Source organism: Gemmatimonadota bacterium (genome assembly GCA_009835325.1).
Classification (GTDB): Bacteria; JAAXHH01; JAAXHH01; order JAAXHH01; family JAAXHH01; genus JAAXHH01.
In genome coordinates, this window is record VXWP01000086.1 from 18,291 (window position 1) to 41,232 (window position 22,942).

The following is a 22,942-nucleotide window of genomic DNA, read 5'->3' on the forward strand; positions in this document are numbered from 1 at the left end:
ACATCGATTCGGTACTCGATGAAAACGATTCTCCCAGCCTGCGGCGTCCTTTTACTGTATCTGCATCTGTTTCTGCATCCGCAACCCGCCCACGCCTGGCCGCAGTCGACTCCGGACACCACCGAAGTTACCGTAGATCACGTTCTCCAACCCATTGAAGTCACCGCTACCCGATACATCCGGGAGATCCTCGACATCCCTTATGCCGTGGACCGGGTGGACCGGGACGAGATCCAGCGCGCCGAACCGGGGCTGTCCCTGGAGGAAAGCGTCCGCGGACTTCCGGGCATCATCGTAAACAACCGGAACAACGTTTCCCAGGGCGACCGGATCAGCATCCGCGGCCTGGGCAGCCGGGCGTCCTTCGGCGTGCGCGGGGTGAAGCTGGTGCTGGACGGCATTCCGCTGACCATGGCCGACGGCCAGTCCCAGCTCAACAACCTCGATCTCACCTCGACGGGGCAGATCGAAGTACTGCGCGGTCCCAGTTCCTCGCTTTACGGCAACGCGGCAGGCGGCGTCATCCAGATCCGCACGGAAGAGGCCCCGGACCGGCCACTCGAAGTCACGCCCCGTTTCATTACCGGCTCCCATGGCCTGCGGCGCATACAGGGCAAGGCGGCCGGCACCGCGGGCGGCAGCCGTTTACTCGTCAATTTCAATACGCTCTGGTTCGACGGGTTCCGCGACCATGCCTTCGCACGGTCGACCGGCATCAACTCAGTCGGCAAACGGAGGATCGATGATACCTGGACCGTCACAGCAGTAGCCAATTACTACAATGCCCCCTACCAGTACAACCCGAGCTCTCTCGACAAGGCCACCGCCGAATCGGACCCTGCCAGCGCGAGGGCCTTCGTCCAGCGGCAGGGCGCGTCCAAGGAGGTCAGACAGTTCCAGGGCGGCCTGTCCCTTCGTTACGAGGCGCCCGGGTCCGAGGGGGAGATCACGGTGTTCGGCATGGGACGCACGCTGTTCAACCCCATACCGGGCCGGATCATCGACCTGGACCGCATGGCCGGTGGAATCCGGGGAGTGTACAGCCGCGAGGGCGGGATCGGAAACGGCGGTTACCGAATGACGGCCGGACTGGATCTGGAGATACAGCGCGACGATCGGCGTGAATACGGCAACGGCGGCATTCCGGGAGACCTCGTGGGCACGCTGGACGACGCCCGCGTCTTCGACGAAATCTCTCGCGGGGACAAACGGCTGGACCAGGAGGAAGGCGTCGATGGCTTCGGCCCCTTCCTGGAACTTGAATGGTCACCCGTTCCCGATGTTTCCGTCACCGCCGGCGGGCGGTACGACCGGTTCCGGTACGAGGCGACGGACCGGTTCCTGAGTGACCGGACCGACGATTCGGGTACGCGGAACATGGCACAGTTCAGTCCCCACCTGGGCGTGGCCTTCCGGCCTGCCCCGCTCACGGCGGTGTACGGAAATTTTTCCACTGCTTTTCAGACCCCGACCACCACGGAACTGAGCAACCAGCCCACCCAGGCCGGTGGTTTCAACCCCGATCTCGAGCCCGAACGAATCCGCGGCTTCGAGGCGGGCATTAAGGGATTCCTGCCCGATGCCGGGTTGGCCTATGACGCGGCCCTCTTCACCTTCGGTATACGCAATATGCTCCTGCCCTTCCAGATCGACCATCCGGAGACGGACGAGGTCTTTTTCCGCAACGCGGGCAAAACGCGGAACCGGGGCATCGAACTGAAACTGACCTGGTCTCCCCTGCCCCCGGTCAACCTGGCGTTGGCCTACACGGGCATGCAATTCAGGTTCGACGACTTCGAGGTCGAGCGGGAGGTCGATGGAAGCGCCTCGCGCTTCCAGTTGTCGGACAACGAAGTGCCCGGCGTGCCGCCCCACCACCTGTTCGCCGGATTCACCTACACACATCCGGGGAACGGCGCGTTCGTGGAGTTGAATGCGCAATGGACGGCGGAGTACTACGCCAACGACTTCAACGGTCCCGCTCCGGGGAACGGAAAGCCCGTATCCGACTTCGTCAACGATGGTTACGGCCTCGTTGATTTGCGCGCGGGAATCATGTACCATGGAAAGATGGTCGGCGGCGTCCTGTTCGCCGGAGTCAACAACCTGTTCGATACGCGTTACAATGGTTCCATCGTCCCCAACGCCTTCGGGGACCGTTTCTTCGAGCCGGCCGCGGGCCGGACGTGGTATGTGGGACTCGGCCTTCCCATCGGTGCGGGTTCGAGATGACATCCCGCCAGCCCGGATGAGCCGTTCCCAATGAAGACACAGGAGTCGCACATGAATAGGTTTATGCGCGTCCTTGGCCAGATCGCCTTCGTGATCGTCCTCGATGCCCTCGTGATCGGCGTGATCTACTACGAAGCGGAGCGATCGAAAGTCGCACTGGCCAATGCCAGGGCCGAGGCGGCCAAGCCCGTGGCGATGTTCGATCCCCGGACCGGACTGGAACTGAATCACCGGACCCGGCTGATCATGGGCGACGGCTACCCCGTCGTGGAAAGGGAATGCGCGCAGTGCCATCCGACCCAGATCATCCGCTCGTACCGGGCGAACCGCGAGGAGTGGCTGGACGCTATCCGGTGGATGCAGGCGGAGAAGGGCCTGAAGACATTCGACAGCAAGACTGAAGACACCATCCTGACCTATCTCGAAAACTACTACGGCAGATAGCGGTTCCGATGGCCCACCAGGTTGAATCAGAAATCGATGCCATCGAGTACGCCCATGACCGGGGCTGGTCGGATGGTCTGCCCGTCGTGCCGCCCACCCGCGATCGCATCGACCGGATACTGACCGCGCACGGACTCGAGCCCGGCCGGGAAATCGGGCGGGTGTCCGAACGAAAGCGAACCGTCACCGCGGAACTGGTCGCGGCCAACGCGGTGATGGCCGGTTGCACCGACGCGCTTTTCCCCGTGGTCCTGGCCGCGGTGGAAGCCGTCCTGGACCCGGCATACAACATTGTCGGCCCCTCGGCCAGTACGGGGGGCGCCGCACCGCTGGTCATCGTACACGGCCCTGTCGTGGCCGAACTGGGTTTCAATGCGGAAACTGCGGTACTCGGTGCGGGCAACCGGTCCAATCTGACGCTGGGCAGGGCTCTGAACCTGGTGATCCGGAACGGTATCGGCAGCGTGCCCGGGGACCTGGACCGGGCGACGGTAGCCCATGCCGGACGCATCGCGTACTGCCTGCCGGAAGCGCGTTGCGCCGGCTGGCCGACCCAGGGCGAAGAACGGGGTGTTCCCGCGGACCGCGGCGCCGTAACGGTATTTGCCGCCGAAGGCCCCCATTCCGTGGCCGACCACGTAAACGACGTACCCGAAGGCCTGATCGACTCGTTCGCGCGCGTCGCCCGCACGACCAACTACGCCGGCGCCGCCATCGTTTTCGTCATCTGCCCGGAACACCGGTCGGTCTTCGGCGGGGCCGGGTGGACGCGCGATACGATCCGGGACGCGCTGTTCGAACGCACGGCGGCCGCAGGACGCGAGATCCACGCAACGGGCCGGCACGACGACCTGGATCCCGACGAACGCATTACGCTGACGCCGGACCGGGAAGGCATCTGGATCGTCTTCGCAGGAGGTTCGGCGGGCGGACACTCCGCCATCATCCCCTCCTGGCTGGGAGCAGGCAGGGGAGTCGGATCGCGGCCTGTGACGCGCCTGGTTTCCATATCGTAACTACCGTACAACGACCGTTTATCGACCGAATTCAAGCCGCCGATCCGTTTTCACCCCACAGGCTACCGGAGCATGGAATATGCCCATATCCCTCGTCGATCCCACGGCCTCCGCCGCCGAAGCGGTCCTTCGGCCGGCCCGTCGTCCGCTCGGTCCCGGGCACACCATAGCCGCACTGGTGGGTAATGGAAAGCCCAATTCCGATGTCATCCTGCACGGCGTCTTCGAGCAGTTGAGCAAACGCCTGTACCATCCCGTGGAAGCGCTCGAGTTCACCAAGGAAAGCGCCAGCCGGGTGCTGTCCGACGAGATGACCGGTCTCATCGCGAGGCGCTGCCATTTTGCCCTCGTGGGCGTCGGCGACTGAGGCTCCTGCAGCGCGTGCAGCATGCACGATGCCCTCATCCTGGAGAATCTCGAATTACCGTCCGTACTGCTGTGTACGACCAACTTCACGCACACCGCCCGCGTGCTGGCGGAGCAACTCGGACGCGGTGACTATCCGATCGTTGAAATCGATCATCCCATTGGCCGGCTCGATGAAATCGGACTCGCCGACCGGGTCGGCCAGGCGGTGGACAAAGTCGTTGAACTGTTGAAGTAGGTAATTCATGTAAGTACCGGTGTAACAATCGGTTTCAATTACGATAAAGTTCGTGGTTTCAGGAGGTGAACCATGTTTAAATCAAGTTGGAAACTGATCCCGGCCGCGCTGCTGGCCGGGATCGTCAACCTCGCCGCGGAGGCCCAGCAGACGGCACCGCAGGCGGGATTGCGGGAAAACCCCTCGCGGGTACACGCCCTTGAAAACGCCCGGATATACGTCCGTCCCGATCTCGTGATCGATAAAGGGGTCGTGGTCATTCGGGACGGGCTGATCGTCGAAGCGGGCGCCTCCGTCGACATCCCGCCGGATGCCCAGCGTTGGGACTACTCCGGCCAGACGATTTATCCCGGGTTGATCGAGATGTTCACGCAGGCCGGACTGCCGGAAGAGGAAGGGGGTCCGTCCTCGGGGTCCGCCCACTGGAACCCCGCCGTCCGCCCGGAACATTCCGCCGCCGAAGCGTACCGCGTCAATGAGACCGAAATCGAACGGTTGAGGAATACGGGATTCGCGGCTGCCATGGTCGTGGCCAACCGCGGCGTATTTGCGGGCAGCAGTGCGGTCGTCAACCTGGGTTCCGGATCCCCGAACGAGAACATACTGAAGCGCGACGTCTTTCAGCACCTGCGCATGAAACGAAACCGGAACCGCACTTATCCGGCTTCCATGATGGGGGTCGTGGCCCTCATGCGGCAGACGATCCTCGACGCGCAGTGGTACCGGGACGCCCACGCGGCCTACGCCGCGAATCCCCGCCAGGACCGTCCGGAGGACAACGACGCGCTGGCGGCATTGGACAGGGTGGCCGCCCGCGGCCAGGCCGTGCTCATGAGTGTCGATGACGACCATGCCTTCCTGCGCGCCGTCCGCCTGGCCGATGAATTTGGATTGCGGCTCCTCGTGCGGGGCAGCGGCCATGAATATCGCATGCTGGACGCGGTCCGCGAAGCAGGTGCGCCTGTCATCCTGCCTCTCGATTTTCCCCGGTCGGACGATCTCTCTGTCTCCACGCCGGAAGACGCCCTGGACGTCACCCTGGCCGCACTGCGGCACTGGGACCTGGCGCCCGGGAATCCCGGACGGCTGCACCGGGCCGGGATCCCCATCGCGCTAAGCAGTACGAGGTTGGACAAGGGCGCCGAATTCCACGAAAGGGTACGTGAGACGATCGAGCACGGGTTGGAATATGAAGCGGCGCTGGCCGCATTGACCACAACGCCCGCGTCCATGCTCGGACTGAGTAGCCGCCTCGGAACCCTGGATCCCGGTAAGCTGGCCAACATGACCATTGCCGACGGCCCGCTATTCGCGGAGAACGTAAACGTGCAGGACGTCTGGGTCGCGGGCAACCGCCACGTGGTCACCCCCCGGCCGGTTACCGATCCCCGGGGCGCGTGGGTAGTCGTCCTGGAAGGTGACAGCCTGTCGCTGTCCATCGAAGGCACACCGGAGGCGCCGAAAGGGACCCTGGACAAGGCCGGGAACTCCATGAGGGCGGCCAGCATGGCGTTGGAAGACGCACGACTCGCATTCAGCGTGGAGGACGAGACGCTGGGAGAAGCCGGCGTATGGCGTTTCTCGGGTTCGATCCAGGGAGACCGGATCACCGGCCGGGGGATCCGCCCCGGTGGCGAAAGCGTGGTCTGGTCGGCCGAACGCACCGCACCGCGGGAAGCGGAAACGAAGGACATACCCGCGCCGGCCGATGTGGCTGAACCTCCAGCGCTGTACCCTCCGGGCGCCTTCGGCAGGGAAAGCGCACCGGCACGACCGGAACATCTCGTCGTCCGGAACGCCACGGTGTGGACGCTTGACGAGCGGGGCAGGCTGGATAACGCGGATGTGTTGATCCGTGAAGGTAAGATCGTGGAAGTCGGCGCGGGCATCACAGCGCCGGGAAACGCCGTAGAGATCGACGGGACGGGCAAGCACGTCACGCCCGGTATCATCGACGCCCATTCGCACACGGCTATCCTGGAGGGTATTAACGAAGGAACACAGGCCGTGACCGCCGAGGTGGGCATCGGCGACGTCATCGACAGCCACGATATCGCCATGTACCGGGAACTGGCCGGAGGACTCACGGTGGCCAATGTGCTACACGGTTCGGCCAATCCCATTGGTGGGAAGAACCAGATCATCAAGCTGAGATGGGGCGCCGGTCCCGAGGAACTCAAGTTCACGGAGGCCAAGGCGGGGATCAAGTTCGCCCTGGGTGAGAACGTCAAGCGCAGCAACTGGCGCATCCTTAGCGACCGCTATCCGCAGAGCCGCATGGGGGTCGAGCAGATCATCCGCGACCGGTTCCGGGCGGCCCGGGAATACCAGCAGGCGTGGGACAGTTACGAAGCGTTAGTGGACAATTCCGACGTCGTGCCGCCCCGCCGGGATCTCGAACTGGAAACGCTTCAGGAAGTCCTCACCGGTGAGCGCCTCGTCCACTGCCACTCCTATCGGCAGGACGAGATCCTGATGCTCCTTCGAGTGGCCGATGACTTCGGGTTCACGATCGGTACCTTTCAGCACGTGCTGGAGGGATACAAGGTCGCGCCGGAGCTGGCCGCCCACGGCGCGGGCGCATCCGCTTTCAGTGACTGGTGGGCCTTCAAAGTGGAAGCCTACGACGCCATTCCCCACAACGGGGCGTTGATGCACGACGCGGGCGTGATGGTCACCTTTAACTCCGACAGCAACGAACTCGCCCGGCGTTTGAACACGGAAGCTGCCAAGGCGGTGAAGTACGGCGGGGTAGACGAGGTGGAGGCCCTGAAGTTTGTCACATTGAACGCGGCGATCCAACTGGCCGTCGATCCCTGGGTCGGATCGCTCGAGCCGGGCAAGGACGCAGACTTCGTGATCTGGAACGGCCATCCCCTGTCCACTTATACGAAGTGCGAACAGACGTGGATCGATGGAAAGAAGTACTTCGATATCGAAGAGGACCGGGAAATGCGGATCGAAGTTGAAAAAGAACGGATCCGGCTGATTCAGAAACTGCTCAGATCACCGGAAGCAGACGAGTCCGAGACCGAAGAACGAGCGCCGGAGGCGTAGGCCCGTACAAGCCGGTATCCCGGCGAATGGAGGCTGGAAATGGTAGCATTACCCCGTGTATCACTGGGGACGGACCCGTCGGCGAAAACCGCCGCCGGTACGTGGTGGAAGCAAACCGCGGCTCCGTTGATGTTTCTTTTGCTTGTATCGGGACTCACCTTCGGACTCCTGGTCCACGAAGCGTCGGCGTCCAAGCAGAAACCCGCCGGCCCGCAGGAACAACCCATCGCGCTGGCCGGCGGGACGGTCCACACGGTAAGCGGCGGCGTCATCGAGGGCGCCACGGTGCTTTTCGAGTCCGGCGTCATTACCGGCATCGGGACCGACCTGGCCCTGCCTGACAACACCCGGGTGATCGATGTTACGGGAAAACATGTGTATCCCGGCCTGATCGCTGCGCCGACGACCCTTGGCCTCACCGAGATCGGCTCGGTGTGGGCGACCCATGACAATATCGAAACCGGGAACGTGACCCCCAGCGTCCGTGCGGTGACCGCCGTGAATCCCGACAGTGAATACTTCCCGGTCGCCCGGGCCAACGGGATCCTGACCGCCCTGACCATGCCGGGCGGGGGACTGATCTCCGGTCTTTCCGGGCTGATCGCGATGGATGGATGGACCACCGAGGGAATGACCCTTGTAGCGACAGTAGGGCTTCACGTTCGATGGCCATCCTACCGCGTTCGCGACATTCCCGGCCTGGGCGGCCGGGAGGACCAGATCAAGGATCGCAGAGCGGCCCTTACCCGGCTTCGCGACGCCTTTCGTGAAGCCAGGGCGTACATGATTGCGAAGGAGGCCGAGCGCGGCGGCGGGCCTTTCCATCCCTCAGACCTCGGCTGGGAGTCCATGATCCCGGTGCTCAGGAAGGAACTGCCCGTTTTCATACACGCGTCTGAAGAAAAGCAGATCCACGCCGCGATCGACTGGGCGCTGGCCGAGGATCTAAGGATCGTCCTGGTCGGCGGCGCTGACGTCTGGCGTGTGGCGGACCGTTTGAAGGAGCACGATATCCCCGTGATCATCGGCGCCGTGCATTACCTGCCCGCCCGTCGTTGGGAGGCCTACGACGCGCCGTTTACCAACGCCCTGAAGCTGCATGAGGCCGGCCTGGCCTTCTGTATCGGTGAGGGCGGGGGCGCCTCAAACGTGCGGAACCTCCCATACCACGCTGCCACCGCGGCGGCCTACGGCCTCCCGAAGGAAGAGGCGCTGAAGTCCGTCACCCTTTACCCTGCACGCATTCTCGGGGTGGAGGACCGGCTCGGTTCCCTGGAGACGGGCAAGGACGCCACACTGATCGTGACCGACGGGGATCCGCTCGAAATCATGACCCAGGTGGAACATGCCTTCATCCAGGGCCGGCCGGTCGATATCAGCAGCAAGCATACGGACCTGTACGACAAGTATCGGGAACGACTGGAGCAGGTGAAGTGAGATCCGGTCGCTGAATCCAGCACCACGACATGTCCTATTCCATTCTCCTGAGCGGTTGCGGCAGCGCGGGAATGTACGTGGCCCAGGTGGCCGAGCAAAGCGGGCGCGCGCGGGTGACCGCCCTATTCGACCCATCCGGGGAGCAGCTCGCGGCTACCCGGTCGCGCTACCCCGATGCGGTTACCGGCGACGATCTCGGATCGCTGATCGAGGATACGCGGCCGGACATCGTCGCCGTGGCCGGACCGGACCACCTGCACGCCGACCAGACGGTCCTGGCCCTGGAGCTCGGCGCTCACGCCCTGGTGGAGAAGCCGCTGGCCACGACCGTGGCCGACGCCCGGCGCATCATGGACGCCGCCGACCGGACCGGCCTGACCGTGATGACGGATCACACCATCCGGTACATGTATCCCTGGCGAGAGATGTCCCGCATTGCCCGTTCAGGAGAAATCGGCGACATTTTCTTCGTACAGGGCGACTACATCCACGACATGTGGTCCATCTACGAGCCCGGCGAGCGCAGACACACGCCGTGGCGGATCGACCGGCAGCACCCACAGAACATCCTGCTGGGCGGCGGCTGCCATCCCATCGACAACATCCTTTCCACGGTCGACTCGCCCGTCGTGGAGGTCTTCGCCTGCAGCAGCAAGATGAGCGTGCCCGAGTTTCCCGCGGACGACTGCTATATCGTCATGCTGAAGTTTGAAAACGAGGTGCTCGGTAAGGTCTTTGTGTCCAGCGGCTGCTCCGGACACGGCATGGGCGGAGGCATGCTGGCCGTGTACGGCACCGAAGGAACGCTCTGGAACGGAAAGCTATACCGCAGGGGAGAGGAACCCGTGACACTGCCCAACGTCTCGGACGAGGCCGCCGTGGGCGGTCACGGTTGGGGCCGTTCCGTCATCGATTTCCTGGACACGCTCGACGGGCGCATCGAAAACCCGATTCCCGCCCGCATGGGCGCCCGCGTCGTGGCCGTCTGCGAGGCCGGGCTCGAATCCGTCCGCACCGGCCGGCCGCAAAAGCCGGAGTGGCCTTGAGCCGTCCCACCGGCGCGGCGCGCTAGCCCGGCTTCAGTTCCCTTAAGAAGGCCATGCTCTTCTCCGCCGCTTCGCGCAGTCCGGCCTTCCTGTAGACCTTCACTGAAGCGAAATGGGGATACCCGACGCCTTCCAGGGCATCGAGGACGACCGCGAAGTCGATGCGGCCGGTACCCGGCAGTCCGCCGTGGCTCTCGCAGAGATGAACGTGCCTGAGACGGGCGCCGCAGTCGTGGATGGGCTGTACGAGAGAGGTCTCCTCGATATTCATGTGGATGGTGTCGACCATGGGATGGAATGCGGTGGATCCGGTGTCCCGGATCAGGCGCAGGACTTCCCCGACGCTGTTGTTGAACCCCACCTGGAGGTGGTTTACCGGTTCGATCACGATGTCGACCCCCCTGCCCTCGGCTTCCCGCCCCACCCGTTGCAGGCAGGAGACAATCCGCCCATGGGCGGCCTCCGGATCCGGTTCGTCGGAGCGCAAGCCCTGCAACAGGCCCACCACCAGGATGGCGCCGAACCGATCTGCGGTTTCGATATACTCCACAAGGCGCTCGACCGTTCGGTCGCGAATGGACGGGTCCGGGGCGCTGAGACAGAGGCCCTCCTCGTAGGCCGCGCCGGTGAGCAGCGAAACGACCGGCAGATCATGGGCGCGGGCGGCGTCCTCGACATGGTCCAGCAGGCCGGCCAGTTCCGGGGTAAGGTTCAATTCCACGCCGTCATATCCGATGGAACGTATGAAACGGAAGGTGTCGTCTATGCTCCCACCCCATCGGGACGGCGGATCGATCAGCATGAAACTGAGATGATTCATGAAGCACAATATAGGTTGTTGCCTGTAGCGCCCGATAGATGTTTCTTAGTTGAGATCCGATCCTATCTCGAATCCGGGAACCCCCATGGAAACCGACCTCGGCATCCTTTCCATCGTGCCGCCGGCCCTTGCCATCGTACTGGCCTTCCTCACGCGGAACGCCGTGTATTCCCTGGCGGTGGCCTGCCTGGTGGGCGTACTGATCGCGGGCCAGGGCCCCCTGGGGTTTTCGCAGTTGATGATCGACGCGATCGGGAATACCAGTTTCTCCTGGGTGTTCCTGCTCGAGATCTGCATCGGGATCATGATCGCCTTCTTCATGCGCACCGGCGCCATCGAGGCTTTCACGCAGTTCGTGGCGTACCGAAAGCTGTCGCGCAAGGGCGTACAGCTCTGGACCTGGATGCTGGGCATGTTCGTTTTCTTCAGCGACTATTTCAGCCCGCTCTTCGTCGGGACCACGATGCGGAGCCTGGCCGACAAGGCGCGGATATCCCGGGAGAAACTGGCCTATATCGCAGACTCCACCTCCGCCCCGGTCATTGTCCTCCTGCCCTTCACGGGCTGGGCGATCTACATCTCGGGACTCACCATCGGCATGGGCCCCATCGCCGATGCCGGCGATGCGCTGAACGCGTTCATTCACTCCATTCCCTACAATATCTACGCCATTACGGCGGTCATTCTGGTCGGGTTGATCGCCGCCGGCGTGGTCCCGGAGTTCGGCCCCATGAGGAAAGCGGAACGCCGGGCCATGGACGAAGGCAAGGTGCTGAGAGACGGCGCGGTCCCGCTCATCGGCCGGGAACTGACCGAGACCCCCGTGTTTCCGGATATCAAACCCCGCCTGTTCCTGAACTTCATCCTGCCCGTCATCCTGATCATCGTCATCGTACTGGGTTCCTTTGTGCTCACGGGATCCGCGAAGACGCTGGAGGCCTATCTCGCCGTCGTCATCTTCCTCGGCATATCGATCCGCATCCAGGGCATTCGGCTGAACGACATCATGGACACGGCGATGACGGGCATCAAGGGGATCATGCCGGCCATCATGATCCTGGTTTTTGCCTACACGATCAACCAGTTGAGCAGAGACATGGGTACGGCCGACTACATGGTGTCCATTTCGAGGGATTTCCTCACCCCGTCCATGCTCCCCCTGGCCACCTACCTGCTGGCGGCCGTGATGGCCTTTTCCACCGGCACGTCCTGGGGCACCTTCGCCATCATGCTGCCGATCGCGGTGCCCGTGGCCCTGGTTTATTCCGGGGACGCGCTGACCGACATCGTATACGCGACCATTGCGGCCGTGGCCGGCGGCGGGGTCTTCGGCGACCACTGCTCTCCGCTTTCCGATACCTCGATTCTCGCTTCGACCGGCGCGGCATCGGATCATATCGATCACGTCAGGACCCAGATCCCCTATGCGATGATCGCCGCCGTGTTGACCGGCGTCGTATACCTCGTCATGGGGCTGACCGTATGGTCCTGACCGATTAATGACATCGATCGCATCGGCCTTCCTCCAGCGCATCCGGTCCATCAGGGCGGTCCTCATCGGAGCCGCGCTTTCGATATTCATCGGTTTCACGGGGGAATACTCCGCCAACCAGATCGGCTACGAACCGGCGGCGACCCACCTTCCCCCGGTGTTCCTCGTTCCCTTTCTCTTCTGCGTGCTGCTGCCCAATGCCCTGGTCGCGCGGATCCGTCCCGCGTCGGCGCTCTCGTTCTACGAATTGATCATGGTTTTCGCCATGGGATGGATCGCTTCCACGGTACCCGACCAGGCCATGACGAAATACCTGCTCGTCGTGATCACCGCGCCGTTCTACTTCGCCTCGCCGGAAAACAGCTGGGAGACCATCTTCTTTCCCTATCTGCCCGAATGGCTGGTCCTCAGCGATCGGGCTGCGGCACGGGTTTTCTACGAAGGACTTCAGTCCGGCCAGTCGATTCCCTGGGGCGCTTGGCTGTCTCCCCTTTTCTGGTGGGGATCCTTCATCCTGATCCTGCTTTTCGTAGGTGCGTGCATCGTCGTCATGCTTCGCAAGCAGTGGGTCGAACACGAACGGCTTCAGTTCCCGCTGGGCGAAGTGGGCCTGCACCTGATCTCGCTGGGTGGCGGCAGAGGGAAGGGCGGTGGCATCGGCGAGGGCGGCAGAGAGGAGAGCAGTGGCATCGGCGAGGGCGGCAAACGCTGGATCCAGACCGGTGCCGCGGCCATGTCCCTGGTCATGATCTGGAACATCGTTTCTTTCTGGGGTGTATGGCCACCGGTCCCGATCATGGCCGTACACTCCCGGGTACTTTCCCTCGATCCCGCCTTTCCCGGGCTCATCTTCCGTATGAACGTGTTCGTCTTCTGCCTGCTGATCTTCGTCAACCGGGACGTGCTGCTCAGCATGTGGCTGTTTCTCATCTTCTACATGCTCCAGGAGGGATCGCTCAACCTGCTCGGTGTCGGATCCACCACCGGTACCATCATCCACGGCGGCCTGGCCGGCATTCAGTCCATTGCCGGCCTGGTTACTTTCGTCCTCTTCGGCCTTTGGATGGCCCGCCGGCATCTCGGGGCCGTGTGGCGCCACGCCCTGGGCCGGCAAAGCGAACTGGACGACGCGGAAGAGCTGTTCTCCTACCGCACGGCGGTCTTCGGTTTCCTGTTAGGACTACTTTTCATCATCTGCTGGCTGTACGCCGCCGGCTTGTCCCTTCCGATCATGGCGCTTTTCATCATCCTGCTCTTCATCTTCTACATCGCCCTGGCCCGCGTCGTGGCGGAAACGGGCGTGGTGACGCTCGACCTGCCCATCAACAGCCACCAGTTCTCCATCGCCATCGTGGGGTCCGCGCAGATCGGCCGCGGCGACCTCACGGCCCTGGGCATGGCCAATGGGTTCGCGCGCAACTGGCGCACCTTCACCATGATCGGCACGTCCCACGTAGCCTGGCTCAAGTCCCGGTGGCGCCAGCACCGGCAAACCCCGGCCGATCCATTGCCGGATGCGCGGGGTCCCGGAAGCGGGATCGCTTCCGGGCACCTCTTCGCCGGCGTGGCGCTCGCGTTCTGCCTGAGTGCCGTGACCTCCATCGGCTACGTGATTTACGCCGGGAACACCTTCGGCGCCCAGAACCTGCGGACCGACCTCGGCACGGACCGGGGCATCCGGTTCTACGACCTGATCGTGACCTGGGTCAACAACGCCACGCAGATCAGCGACCTCGAAATCCTGTTTTTCGGCAGCGGGGTCGTGATCATGATCGTGCTCCTGGCCGGGCGGGTTCTCCTACCGTGGTGGCCGCTCCATCCCATCGGCATGGTGGTCGTCATGTCCGCCCCGGTACGGAACGCCTTCCTGACCATCTTCCTGGCCTGGCTGGTACAGGCTATCGTGTTCCGTATCGGCGGCCCGACGCTTTACCAGAAGGTTCGAAAGTTGTTTATTGGCATATTGCTCGCCTATCTCTTCTGGCAGTTGATTGCCATGGGAGTTGACCTGGCCTGGTTCCCGGACCGGCCTCATCGCTGGGAGTCCTACTGAGAAAGGGGATTTAACGCATGCAGTTCATCATGTTCACCAAGCACCTCGAGGGTCTGACGCTGGCGGAAATCGCGCAGAAACTGAACAGCGTGGGCGTTTCCGGCGCCGACCTGTGCGTGCGCGACGGATATCCGGTGAATCCAGGGAATATCGACCGGGCCCTGCCGGAAGCCGCGCGGGTGCTTTCGGAAGAAGGGCTTTCGATCCCGCTCGTGACCGCGCCGGGAGATTTCACCACGGCCACGCTGGATTACGCGGAGAGATACTACCAGGCCTGCGGGGAGAACGGCGTAAAACACATCAAGTTGGGGTACTGGCACTGGTCGCCGGGGTCGGACTACTGGACGGAACTGGACCGTGCGCGGAAGGAGCTGGAGGGATTTCACCGCCTATCCGAGAAAACTGGCGTCAAGACCGTCGTGCACAACCACTCGGGCCACTCCATGGGCCTGAACTCGTCCGCCGTCATGCACGTCGTGCAGGGATTCGACCCCCGCCACGTCGGCGTGTTCGCGGACGTGGGGCACCTGTCCATCTGCGGAGAGCCGATCGACATGGCCCTCGACATCGTCCGGGCGTACCTGTCGGTCATGTCCTTCAAGGACCTCGCACGGGTGCAGCGGGTCCACGACGGCGAACGTAGGTGGGAAGTCGACGTGGTGCGGCTGGGCACGGGTTTCGGGGACTGGAAGACAGTGCTGTCCACGCTGAAGGCCCAGGGGTTCGACGGACCCGTCAGCATGCACAGTGAATACGGGGGAGAACCCGTGGACACAGTCGTCGATCTGGCCCGGTCGGATCTGCGGTTCGTCCGGAACCTGATGGAACAGGTGTAGGCCTACCAGTGCCAGATCTGGTTCCAGGCCTCCATCCAGTCCCGGCCGATGCTGACGACGGTCAGGTCGTCGGGAAAAGAAACTCCCGTCCGGCCCTTGTAATGCGCCGCGTTGTCAACGGTGTCGAGTTCGATGGTGATCTTCGTGGGCGCCGCCGGCACGTAGGGTTCGATGGTCGGCCTGTCCGGCAGGTCCTGCAGCGCCTGCCGCGTGCCTTCCTCGATCATCCGCCGCGCGCGGACCGGGGGTATCTGCCGGGCCGAGTACCTGGACAGGCCCCGTTTCACGGCCACGACCGGCAGGTCTTCTCCCAGCAGTTCCCGGGACTCCCGGCATACGGCCTCGTCACCGGTGACCAGCAGCACGGGACAGCCGTAGTGCCCGCAGAGGGCGGCGTTGATGCCGACTTCGCCCACCTCGTCGTCGTTGAACCGCAGGCTGCGCCAGCCCGTCGTCGAGATCGTATGGCACATCACGCCGTCCGGCGTGTTCGCCCGGGCATGCATGCCGACGAAAACCGCGGCGTCGCAGCCAGTCTCGAACATCTCCGTATAACGCGACCAGGGATGCTTGGCCACCCACTCGCATCCTGGATCGAGCAACTCCGGCACCAGCGAATTGAAGGTCCAGTCGCCGCCCGCGCCGTGGCAGTCCACCACCACGATCTCCTTCGCGTCGGCGGCCCGGGCGCCCCGTACAGCGGCGTTGATCTCCTCCGTATACAGCCGCCGGCCTTCCTCATACATGGGCTTCCCGCCCGTGACCTGGTCCCAGGCCACGATGCCGCTGACGCCTTCCATGTCCGTCATGATCAGTATGCGCATTTGATTCCTCTCCGTGCTGAGTGTGGCCGTTACTCGAACAGGGAATGCTTCGATGAAAGGACGATTCCCGCTCGTTCGGCCCGTTCGAACAGGTCCCGAATCGCCGCTTCTCCGTCTTCGCCGTACTGGAGCGAGTACTGGTTCACGTAAAGGTCGATGTGCTGCTGCATGACCGATTCATCCATTTCCTGGGCATGACGGCGGATATAAGGCTTCACTTCATCAGGATGAACGTATGCGTATTCGATGCTCGATCGTATAGACCGGTTGAGCCGTTCGTGCATGGCGCCGCCCAGGTCCCGCCGCGCAAGGATACCGCCCAGCGGAATCGGATGCCCTGTTTCCTCCTCCCACCACGCACCGAGGTCGATCACCTGGGATAGACCGTGTTCGACGAAGGTGAACCGGCTTTCGTGAATAATCACCCCGGCGTCGACTTCGCCGCGCTGGCAGGCCGGCATGATCTGGTCGAATGGCAGGTAGATCAGGCGTTCCAGGCCGGGATCGAAGAGCCTCAGCAGCAGCGCCGCCGTGGTCAACTGCCCGGGCAGGGCGATTTTCTTGTCCCACAGTTGTTCCGGCCGCAGCGGTTCCCGCGCGACCACAAGGGGGCCGCAACCCCTGCCCAGGGCCCCGCCGGACCGGAGCAGGACGTAGTCTTCCCGCAGATGGCCGAGGGCGTGAAAGGAGATCTTGGTCAGGTCCAGTTCACGCTTCAGGGCCAGGATATTCAGCGTTTCGATATCCTCCAGCACTTCCCGGCACCTCGGCGCATCGGGAATCCGCCCCTGGATCAAGGCGCAGAAGATGAAGGTGTCGTTGGGACAGGGCGAGTAACCGAGAGAAAGGGCGGTCATGGCGATACCCGGGGGCGTGCGGGACCAATGTAGTGTAGACTACCAGAAAATGGAGGCACCAGGGCCGTGTGCCGCATCAGCAGACCCCGCTTTCCACGATCAATTCGACCGCTCGCTGACAGCGACGGATCGCCAGGGGCAGGTCCCACTGCGACAGGTCCCGGTCGACCACCCGGTTGCTGATTCCGCGTATTTCCACGAAGGGGATGTCGTTAGCTTTGGCTACGTGGGCCGCGGCCGCTCCTTCCATGTTCTCGCAAATCCCGCCGTAACGGGCGGCCAGCGTATCGCCGGCCGCCTGGACGCCGCTGCACTGCTGCACGGTGACGAACGGACCGGTGGCGACCTGGTGCGACGATCGGCCTTCCAGCCGGCCTTCAAGGCACCGGCTGATGCGTTCGGTACGCGGTACGTCGAGCGGTATCCGGTTGTACAGGGGCTTTCCCGGCGTCTGCCCTGCCTGCCCGGCCTGCTCCTGGGCGCCGGTCCGGACGGGAAGCATGGGAAATCCCATTCCCTCCAGGTCCATCCAGCCTTCCGGGGTCAGGACGCCGGTATCGCCGTAGTATTCCTCCGTGGCAATGGCGAGGTCACCCACTTCGAGACCGGACCGCACGTACGCGCCGCCCACGCCGAATTGGAGGATCGCGGCGGGGTCATGGCGCGTCAGCGCAAGAGTCAGGGCCACGGCCGTATTGACCTGGCCCACGCCGCCCTCGATCAGGAGCACCGGCTTCCCGCACAACGAGCCCAGGTGCCAGGGCCGGACCAGGGGATCGTCCGTTTCGGAAATCTCCATCCGTGCCTGGACCCGTTCCTGTTCCATTTTCGTCGCGGTGATGAGTAGATAGTCCAGATTCATGGCTCACCTCTGTACCCGGCCCTCGACGGCCAGCAGGTAGAGGGTTTGTGAAACGGCGTTGGAATCAATCCACTCCAGGTAGTCTGCTTCCGCGGCCGCTCGCTGCGATTCGGTCAAATACCCGTCCTGAACCAATTGAAACCCACGGGTCGCGGCAACCGCCGACCAGATACCCAGCCGGGATTTACCGTCGCCGTCATGGCTGTCGGCGTATTCATGCTGCGCGGTTTCCCGGATGTCAACGAGTCCCAGCCGCTCCAATGCAGGCGCGATATTGTCGGCAATCGCGTTATCCATGCCGGCATCGGAACGCCAGGCCAGGAACGCTTCATAAAACGCCTTCATGCTCGTGGGTGGCCGCGGATTCCACACGATCTTCTCATGGTTGTAGTCCAGCGCAAGAAACCGGCCGCCCGGTGCAATGGCACTTACACAGGATGCGATCGCCCGCCTGGGAGCGGAATGCCACTGGATCACCCGGGCCGCACTGACCAGGTCGAATGTGCGATAGAACGGCATATGGAGTATATCGGCTGCGACGAAACCGGGGCCGCAAGGGCTTGCGTCGACGGCCTGGCGGATCAGGTCTATGTCGATATCAAGCCCTACGGTGACGCCAGAATCGTTTTTCTCGTCAATGCCCCGCGTAATCGCCCCGGTTCCGCACCCGACGTCCAGCACACGCATCCCGGGTCGAAGCAGCTCGTCAAGCCGCCGGTGCGAGGAAGAAAGCGTTCGTTCATTCAGGATCTCTTCCGTACCGGATGGCATACGTGCGCGTATCCGTGCCTGGTCCGCCGCCTTCCTGGTGTCCGCCCCCTTCGTGCTATCCGTGTCCTTCCTGCTGTCCTGCTTCAGCATTCGACATCGACCCACCGGCCCGCATCGTTCGACTCGACCGCCGCATCGATAACGAGCTGGGCCGCCAGGCCGTCCCGGAACGTGGGCGGTTCGTCCTCGTCCTGCCGGATATTGTTAAGGAATGACGTCACGATGGTGCGGTCACCAGGCGGTTCCGGCATCTCGACGGGCTTGTATTCCGCCTCCGTGGACCGTTCCGTGAGGCGCCGGTCGCCCGTCATCTGCCAGCGGTAGGAGGTCCGTTCGCAATCTATCCGTATGGAATGTTCCTGGTGGAGCCTGCTGGCTCGGATCGATCCACGGGCGCCGTTTTCGAACCGCAGCAGCAAATGACAAACGTCATCGTTTTCCACCGGTCCGGTCTCCGTGGGAATATCCAATATACCCTCTCGATGCTGCCGACGCAGTTCGCCGAAGTGCCTATCTGACGTCAGCACCGGACGCCGCGGAATATAGGTGGCCAACTCCGCATTTACCTGCCGTATCTCGCCGACCAGCCAGCGGGCCGCATCGATCATGTATACCCCGAGGTCGCCCAGGGCCCCGGTTCCGGCCTCGGTCCGCTTGAACCGCCAGGTCAGCGGAAAGCGGGGATCCCTGGCCCAGTCGAAGGACCAATGGGCGTTGAAAGTATGAATCTTGCCGGCCCGTCCCTCCCGCAGCAGGCGTGCAAGGAGCTGGAGCGCCGGAAAAAGACGGATGCCCGACTGCATGCCCGTTTTCATGCTGCCCGCCTTCGCGCCAGCGCACATCTCCCGGGCCTGCGACCCGTTCAGTGCAAGGGGCTTTTCGCAGAACACGGATTTCCCGGCCGCCAGGGCTGCGAGGGCAATGGGATGGTGCAGGTGATGGGGCGTGGCGATACCGACGGCGTCGATGTCGTCTCGATTAAGCAGCTCGTTCGCGTCCCGGCACACGTGGGGAATGTCATACTGTTCCGCAAGGGACCGGGCGCTTTCGATACGGCGGCTGGCAACCGCGGTCAGCGTGGTTTCTTTCCGCCACGCCTCCGCATGGGAATGGGCAATGTGCCCGGCGCCGATCATGCCGATACGAACGATGTCATTCATGGAGCAGACCGCCCTGCCGGAGCAAAGCCTCCGTGGTCGGTTCCCTTCCGCGGAAATCCCGGAAGACGTCCATGGGATGCCGGCTGCCGCCCAGGGCAAGGATGGTATCGCGGAACCGCCTGCCCAGCAGACGCATCTCCTCTTCGTTCTCCAGCCCCGCTTCCTCGAAGGCGGAGAAGGCGTCCGCGCTGAGCACTTCCGACCACTTGTAGCTGTAATACCCCGAGGCGTAGCCTCCCGCGAAAATGTGGGAGAACGAGCAGAAGAACCGGTCTTCCTCCAGCGACGGCAGGATCAGCGTCTCCGCGTCGATCCGGCGCTGCACGTCCAGGATCGTCTCCGTTCCCGCGGGATCGAAGTACTCGTGCAGTTCCATGTCGAGCAGGCCGAAGTTGACCTGCCTGAGGGTGTTGCTGCCCTCCCGGAAGGTCCTGGCGCCGAGCAGACGTTCGATGATCTCGTCGGGAAGCAGTTCGTCCGTCTCGTAGTGACGGGCCAGTCCCTTCAACGTCCCCCGGTCGTAACACCAGTTTTCCATGAACTGGCTGGCGATCTCCACCGCGTCCCACTCCACGTTGGAAATGCCGGACGCCATGCCGTAGTCGATGGTGGTCAGCATGTGCTGGAGCGCGTGGCCGAATTCGTGGAACAGCGTTTCCACTTCGCGGAACGTCATGAGCGAGGGCTTGCCGCCGACGGGTTTGCCCTGATTGCAGATCATGTAGGCCACGGGCAGCCGGGTGGCCTGTCCCGCGGAAGCCATGACCGCGCTTCTGCCCACAAGCGTATCCATCCACGCGCCGCCCTGCTTCTCCGCGGGTCGGCTGTACGGGTCAAGGTAGAAGGCCGCCATGAGTTCGCCCCGGTCGTCGAACACCCGGAAGAACTGGACGTCCTCGTGCCAGACCGGTGCCTCGCCGGTCGCTTCCTCCAGGCGCACGCCGAACAGGCGCTCCGTGAGTTCGAACAACCCGTTCAGCACGCGTGGCAGCGGGAAAAAGGGTCTCAGTTCTTCGTCCTTCAGGTCGTAGCGTGCCTCGCGAAGCCGTTCCGCCCAGTACGGAACGTCCCAGTGCCTGAGTTCGTCGTCCCCATCGTCACCGTACACTCCATCCACGCCGGCCAACTCCTTCAACGCTTCCATGTCTTGCTCGGCGGCGCCACGGCCCGCGGCGCGCAATTCGTCGAGCAGGCGCCGCACCGAACCCGCGTCGGGTGCCATTTTCCGGCTGAGGCTCAACGCTGCGAAGGTGTCAAAGCCGAGCAATCTGCATTTATCAATCCTAAGGGCGATGATCTCCCTGGCCACGTCTTTGTTGTCCCACTGGCCGTCCGACGCCTTGGATATGAAAGCACGGTACATGCGCTCACGCAGGTCCCGGCGCTTGCTGTGCTGCATGAACGGCATGAAACAGGGGTAGTCCAGCGTGAGCACCCAGGGACCGTCCGATGCCGTGGCCTCTTCATGGCCCTCCTGCCGGGCCGTATCCGCGGCAAGTTCGAGCAGCGTGTGGGGAAGGCCTTCGGTCTCTTCGGCCTCCGTGAGCTTGATCTTGAAAGCCTTGGTGGCGTCTAGGACGTTGTTGGAGAACTTCGTGCTCAACTCCGCCAGCCGCTGGCTGATCTCGTTGTAGCGTTCCCGGTCCGCGTCATCCAGGCCCACGCCGTTCAACTCGGCCTCGCGTATGGCTGACTCCAGGATCCGCTGCTGGGCGGGCGCGAAACCTCGTGCTTCCTCGCTGTCCCGCAAGGCGCAATAGGCCTGGTACAGGGGCTTGCTCTGCCCGAGCCGGTTGCCGAACTTGACCACTTCGGCAAGCAGGGGATCGTATACTTCCCGCAACTCAGGCGAGTTCTTCACCCCGTGCAGGTGGGACACGATACCCCAGATACGGCCGAGGTCGTCTTCGATGCGCTCGAGCGGATCCATCAAATCGCGCCAGGTGCGCGGCGCGGTCTCCTCGAGCCGGGCTACGGCCTGTTCGCAGCCCTCGAGCAGGGCGCGGATTCCGGGTTCGATATGGCGGGTTTCGATCCGGTCGAAGGCGGGAAGATCGTCCCAGTTCAGCAGCGGATTGTTTTCCATTTTCGATCGCCTTGCCTTTTTGTTGCGTGCGTTTATCTTGGGGTACGATCCACGCCGGAAACAGAAGCGCGGGAACCGTAGCAAATTACGAAGTACCACGGTCTAAATCAACCGATCATTTCCAGTCGAAACGGAACGAAAAGTATGACGGAAAAGCGATTCAATCGGCGGCTGCAACGCTACCCCGCGGTGAGTGACCTGCGGAGGCTGACGCGCAAGCGGCTGCCGCACATCGCCTGGGAGTACCTCGACTGCGGCACGGGCGACGAAAGGGCCGTGGCGAGGAACCTGGAACGCATGGCGGAGGTCACGCTCGCACCGGTTTTCATGAAGGGCGACCTGAAACCGGATCTGGCCACGACCCTGTTCGGGCGGACCTACAGCGTGCCCTTCGGCATGGCGCCGGTGGGACTCACCGGGCTCATGTGGCCCCGGGCGGAGTTCATCCTGGCCGCCTCGGCCGCGAAATACCGCTTCCCCTACTGCCTGAGCACGGTGGCCACACAGGCGCCGGAGACGGTCGGACCCATCGTGGGCGACATGGGCTGGTTCCAACTCTATCCGCCCCGGCGACGGGAAATCCGCGACGATCTGTTGAAGCGCGCGATGGATGCCGGCTTCCATACGCTCGTGGTGACGGCGGACGTGCCCATGGGAAGCCGCAGGGAACGGACCAGCCGCGCGGGCCTGGAAACGCCACCGCGGATCACGGCGGGATTCGTGTATGAAGCGCTGATTCACCCCACCTGGACGATCCAGACCTTGCTCGCCGGGCTGCCCAGGCTCAGAGCCATCGAAAAGTACGCTGATTCGAAGCAGATGGGCGAGGTGGCAAGTTACGTCGGCCAGGAACTGGGCGGCACCCTCGATTGGGACTATGTCCGGGAAGCCCGTGATCTATGGGATGGGCCGGTGGTCGTGAAGGGCATCCTTCATCCCGAAGACGCGGAGCGGGCCATAGAGGCCGGCGTGGACGGCATCCAGGTTTCGAACCACGGCGCCCGCCAGTTCGACGGCACGCTCGCCGCCATCGACGCGCTGCCGCCCATCGTCCGCAAGGTCAATGGACGGGCCCGCATCCTCTTCGACAGCGGTGTACGCACCGGGCTGGACATCATCCGGGCGCTCGCCCTGGGCGCTGATTTCGTGCTGCTGGGCAGGGCTTTCATGTACGGTGTAGGCGCCTTCGGCAAGACGGGCGGCGATCACGCCTTCGAGATCCTGAAGGCCGACCTCGAAGTCAACATGGTCAACCTGGGATGCGCCTCGGTGGACGAGATCCCCGCTCCGGTCCGCCCGGAGTCCGCGTAGCAATTCTGCCGCGCTTAGTCGGCCGGCCGCCTTC

General features: G+C 63.4%; 19 protein-coding genes. 12 read left to right on the top strand and 7 right to left on the bottom strand.

From position 1 onward, the window contains the following. Positions 1–18 precede the first annotated feature (18 nt). From F4Z81_11695 to F4Z81_11730, 8 genes are all read left to right on the top strand, one after another. A complete protein-coding gene (locus F4Z81_11695; protein ID MXW05718.1) occupies positions 19–2,232 on the top strand; it encodes a TonB-dependent receptor in 2,214 nt (737 codons plus the stop codon). A 51-nt stretch (positions 2,233–2,283) separates the two neighbouring features. Further along, complete coding sequence (locus tag F4Z81_11700) at positions 2,284–2,676, top strand: hypothetical protein (GenBank protein MXW05719.1); 393 nt, start codon at positions 2,284–2,286, stop codon at positions 2,674–2,676. Between the two features lie 8 nt (positions 2,677–2,684). Continuing rightward, the gene (locus F4Z81_11705; GenBank protein ID MXW05720.1) at positions 2,685–3,692 is read left to right on the top strand and encodes a hypothetical protein; all 1,008 of its coding nucleotides are present in this window, start codon (positions 2,685–2,687) and stop codon (positions 3,690–3,692) included. Positions 3,693–3,771: 79 nt separating this feature from the next. Further along, positions 3,772–4,059 (top strand): hypothetical protein, encoded by a 288-nt coding sequence (locus F4Z81_11710; protein ID MXW05721.1) that lies wholly within the window; start codon positions 3,772–3,774, stop codon positions 4,057–4,059. Positions 4,060–4,080: 21 nt separating this feature from the next. Continuing rightward, the gene (locus F4Z81_11715; protein MXW05722.1) at positions 4,081–4,296 is read left to right on the top strand and encodes a hypothetical protein; all 216 of its coding nucleotides are present in this window, start codon (positions 4,081–4,083) and stop codon (positions 4,294–4,296) included. 72 nt (positions 4,297–4,368) lie between these two features. After that, a complete protein-coding gene (locus F4Z81_11720; GenBank protein ID MXW05723.1) occupies positions 4,369–7,353 on the top strand; it encodes an amidohydrolase family protein in 2,985 nt (994 codons plus the stop codon). 39 nt (positions 7,354–7,392) lie between these two features. Continuing rightward, positions 7,393–8,790, top strand: a complete 1,398-nt coding sequence (locus F4Z81_11725) for an amidohydrolase family protein (protein ID MXW05724.1) — start codon at positions 7,393–7,395, stop codon at positions 8,788–8,790. Positions 8,791–8,819: 29 nt separating this feature from the next. Continuing rightward, positions 8,820–9,836, top strand: coding sequence for a Gfo/Idh/MocA family oxidoreductase (locus F4Z81_11730; GenBank protein ID MXW05725.1), 1,017 nt, complete (start codon positions 8,820–8,822; stop codon positions 9,834–9,836). Positions 9,837–9,858: 22 nt separating this feature from the next. Here the strand turns inward: F4Z81_11730 and F4Z81_11735 are convergent, their stop codons facing one another. Continuing rightward, entirely contained in the window at positions 9,859–10,656 is a 798-nt protein-coding gene (locus tag F4Z81_11735) for a sugar phosphate isomerase/epimerase (protein MXW05726.1), read from the bottom strand. Positions 10,657–10,741: 85 nt separating this feature from the next. Here F4Z81_11735 and F4Z81_11740 point away from each other — a divergent pair, with 85 nt between their 5' ends. From F4Z81_11740 to F4Z81_11750, 3 genes are read left to right on the top strand one after another with little or no spacing between them, the layout of a single operon-like run. Next, complete coding sequence (locus F4Z81_11740; GenBank protein MXW05727.1) at positions 10,742–12,148, top strand: transporter; 1,407 nt, start codon at positions 10,742–10,744, stop codon at positions 12,146–12,148. A 7-nt stretch (positions 12,149–12,155) separates the two neighbouring features. Continuing rightward, complete coding sequence (locus F4Z81_11745) at positions 12,156–14,201, top strand: hypothetical protein (GenBank protein ID MXW05728.1); 2,046 nt, start codon at positions 12,156–12,158, stop codon at positions 14,199–14,201. Between the two features lie 17 nt (positions 14,202–14,218). Then, the gene (locus tag F4Z81_11750; protein MXW05729.1) at positions 14,219–15,037 is read left to right on the top strand and encodes a sugar phosphate isomerase/epimerase; all 819 of its coding nucleotides are present in this window, start codon (positions 14,219–14,221) and stop codon (positions 15,035–15,037) included. A gap of 2 nt (positions 15,038–15,039) precedes the next feature. Here the strand turns inward: F4Z81_11750 and F4Z81_11755 are convergent, their stop codons facing one another. The 6 genes from F4Z81_11755 to F4Z81_11780 form a co-directional block, all read right to left on the bottom strand. Then, positions 15,040–15,861, bottom strand: coding sequence for a M55 family metallopeptidase (locus tag F4Z81_11755; protein ID MXW05730.1), 822 nt, complete (start codon positions 15,859–15,861; stop codon positions 15,040–15,042). Between the two features lie 29 nt (positions 15,862–15,890). Then, entirely contained in the window at positions 15,891–16,718 is an 828-nt protein-coding gene (locus F4Z81_11760) for a 1,4-dihydroxy-6-naphthoate synthase (protein ID MXW05731.1), read from the bottom strand. 76 nt (positions 16,719–16,794) lie between these two features. Continuing rightward, positions 16,795–17,580, bottom strand: a complete 786-nt coding sequence (gene mqnB, locus F4Z81_11765) for a futalosine hydrolase (GenBank protein MXW05732.1) — start codon at positions 17,578–17,580, stop codon at positions 16,795–16,797. 3 nt (positions 17,581–17,583) lie between these two features. Then, positions 17,584–18,351, bottom strand: coding sequence for a methyltransferase domain-containing protein (locus F4Z81_11770; protein ID MXW05733.1), 768 nt, complete (start codon positions 18,349–18,351; stop codon positions 17,584–17,586). Between the two features lie 83 nt (positions 18,352–18,434). Next, positions 18,435–19,511, bottom strand: coding sequence for a Gfo/Idh/MocA family oxidoreductase (locus tag F4Z81_11775; GenBank protein ID MXW05734.1), 1,077 nt, complete (start codon positions 19,509–19,511; stop codon positions 18,435–18,437). Then, a complete protein-coding gene (locus F4Z81_11780; protein ID MXW05735.1) occupies positions 19,504–21,597 on the bottom strand; it encodes a M3 family metallopeptidase in 2,094 nt (697 codons plus the stop codon). Before F4Z81_11780 ends, F4Z81_11775 begins: the two co-directional genes overlap by 8 nt. Positions 21,598–21,741: 144 nt before the next feature. On the opposite strand from F4Z81_11780, the gene F4Z81_11785 reads away from it, so the two are divergent. Continuing rightward, on the top strand, positions 21,742–22,908 hold the full coding sequence (locus tag F4Z81_11785; protein MXW05736.1) for an alpha-hydroxy-acid oxidizing protein: 1,167 nt from the start codon (positions 21,742–21,744) through the stop codon (positions 22,906–22,908). The last annotated feature ends 34 nt before the right edge of the window (positions 22,909–22,942 follow it).

Excerpts from the sequence above, each read along its gene's own strand:
- F4Z81_11730 (MXW05725.1), top strand. The coding sequence starts at position 8,820 with ATGTCCTATTCCATTCTCCTGAGCGGTTGCGGCAGCGCGGGAATGTAC.
- F4Z81_11705 (MXW05720.1), top strand. The coding sequence starts at position 2,685 with ATGGCCCACCAGGTTGAATCAGAAATCGATGCCATCGAGTACGCCCAT.
- F4Z81_11720 (MXW05723.1), top strand. The coding sequence starts at position 4,369 with ATGTTTAAATCAAGTTGGAAACTGATCCCGGCCGCGCTGCTGGCCGGG.
- F4Z81_11760 (MXW05731.1), bottom strand. The coding sequence starts at position 16,718 with ATGACCGCCCTTTCTCTCGGTTACTCGCCCTGTCCCAACGACACCTTC.
- F4Z81_11775 (MXW05734.1), bottom strand. The coding sequence starts at position 19,511 with ATGAATGACATCGTTCGTATCGGCATGATCGGCGCCGGGCACATTGCC.
- mqnB (MXW05732.1), bottom strand. The coding sequence starts at position 17,580 with ATGAATCTGGACTATCTACTCATCACCGCGACGAAAATGGAACAGGAA.
- F4Z81_11715 (MXW05722.1), top strand. The coding sequence starts at position 4,081 with ATGCACGATGCCCTCATCCTGGAGAATCTCGAATTACCGTCCGTACTG.
- F4Z81_11710 (MXW05721.1), top strand. The coding sequence starts at position 3,772 with ATGCCCATATCCCTCGTCGATCCCACGGCCTCCGCCGCCGAAGCGGTC.
- F4Z81_11745 (MXW05728.1), top strand. The coding sequence starts at position 12,156 with ATGACATCGATCGCATCGGCCTTCCTCCAGCGCATCCGGTCCATCAGG.
- F4Z81_11785 (MXW05736.1), top strand. The coding sequence starts at position 21,742 with ATGACGGAAAAGCGATTCAATCGGCGGCTGCAACGCTACCCCGCGGTG.
- F4Z81_11700 (MXW05719.1), top strand. The coding sequence starts at position 2,284 with ATGAATAGGTTTATGCGCGTCCTTGGCCAGATCGCCTTCGTGATCGTC.
- F4Z81_11740 (MXW05727.1), top strand. The coding sequence starts at position 10,742 with ATGGAAACCGACCTCGGCATCCTTTCCATCGTGCCGCCGGCCCTTGCC.
- F4Z81_11780 (MXW05735.1), bottom strand. The coding sequence starts at position 21,597 with ATGGAAAACAATCCGCTGCTGAACTGGGACGATCTTCCCGCCTTCGAC.
- F4Z81_11750 (MXW05729.1), top strand. The coding sequence starts at position 14,219 with ATGCAGTTCATCATGTTCACCAAGCACCTCGAGGGTCTGACGCTGGCG.
- F4Z81_11770 (MXW05733.1), bottom strand. The coding sequence starts at position 18,351 with ATGCCATCCGGTACGGAAGAGATCCTGAATGAACGAACGCTTTCTTCC.
- F4Z81_11755 (MXW05730.1), bottom strand. The coding sequence starts at position 15,861 with ATGCGCATACTGATCATGACGGACATGGAAGGCGTCAGCGGCATCGTG.
- F4Z81_11735 (MXW05726.1), bottom strand. The coding sequence starts at position 10,656 with ATGAATCATCTCAGTTTCATGCTGATCGATCCGCCGTCCCGATGGGGT.
- F4Z81_11725 (MXW05724.1), top strand. The coding sequence starts at position 7,393 with ATGGTAGCATTACCCCGTGTATCACTGGGGACGGACCCGTCGGCGAAA.
- F4Z81_11695 (MXW05718.1), top strand. The coding sequence starts at position 19 with ATGAAAACGATTCTCCCAGCCTGCGGCGTCCTTTTACTGTATCTGCAT.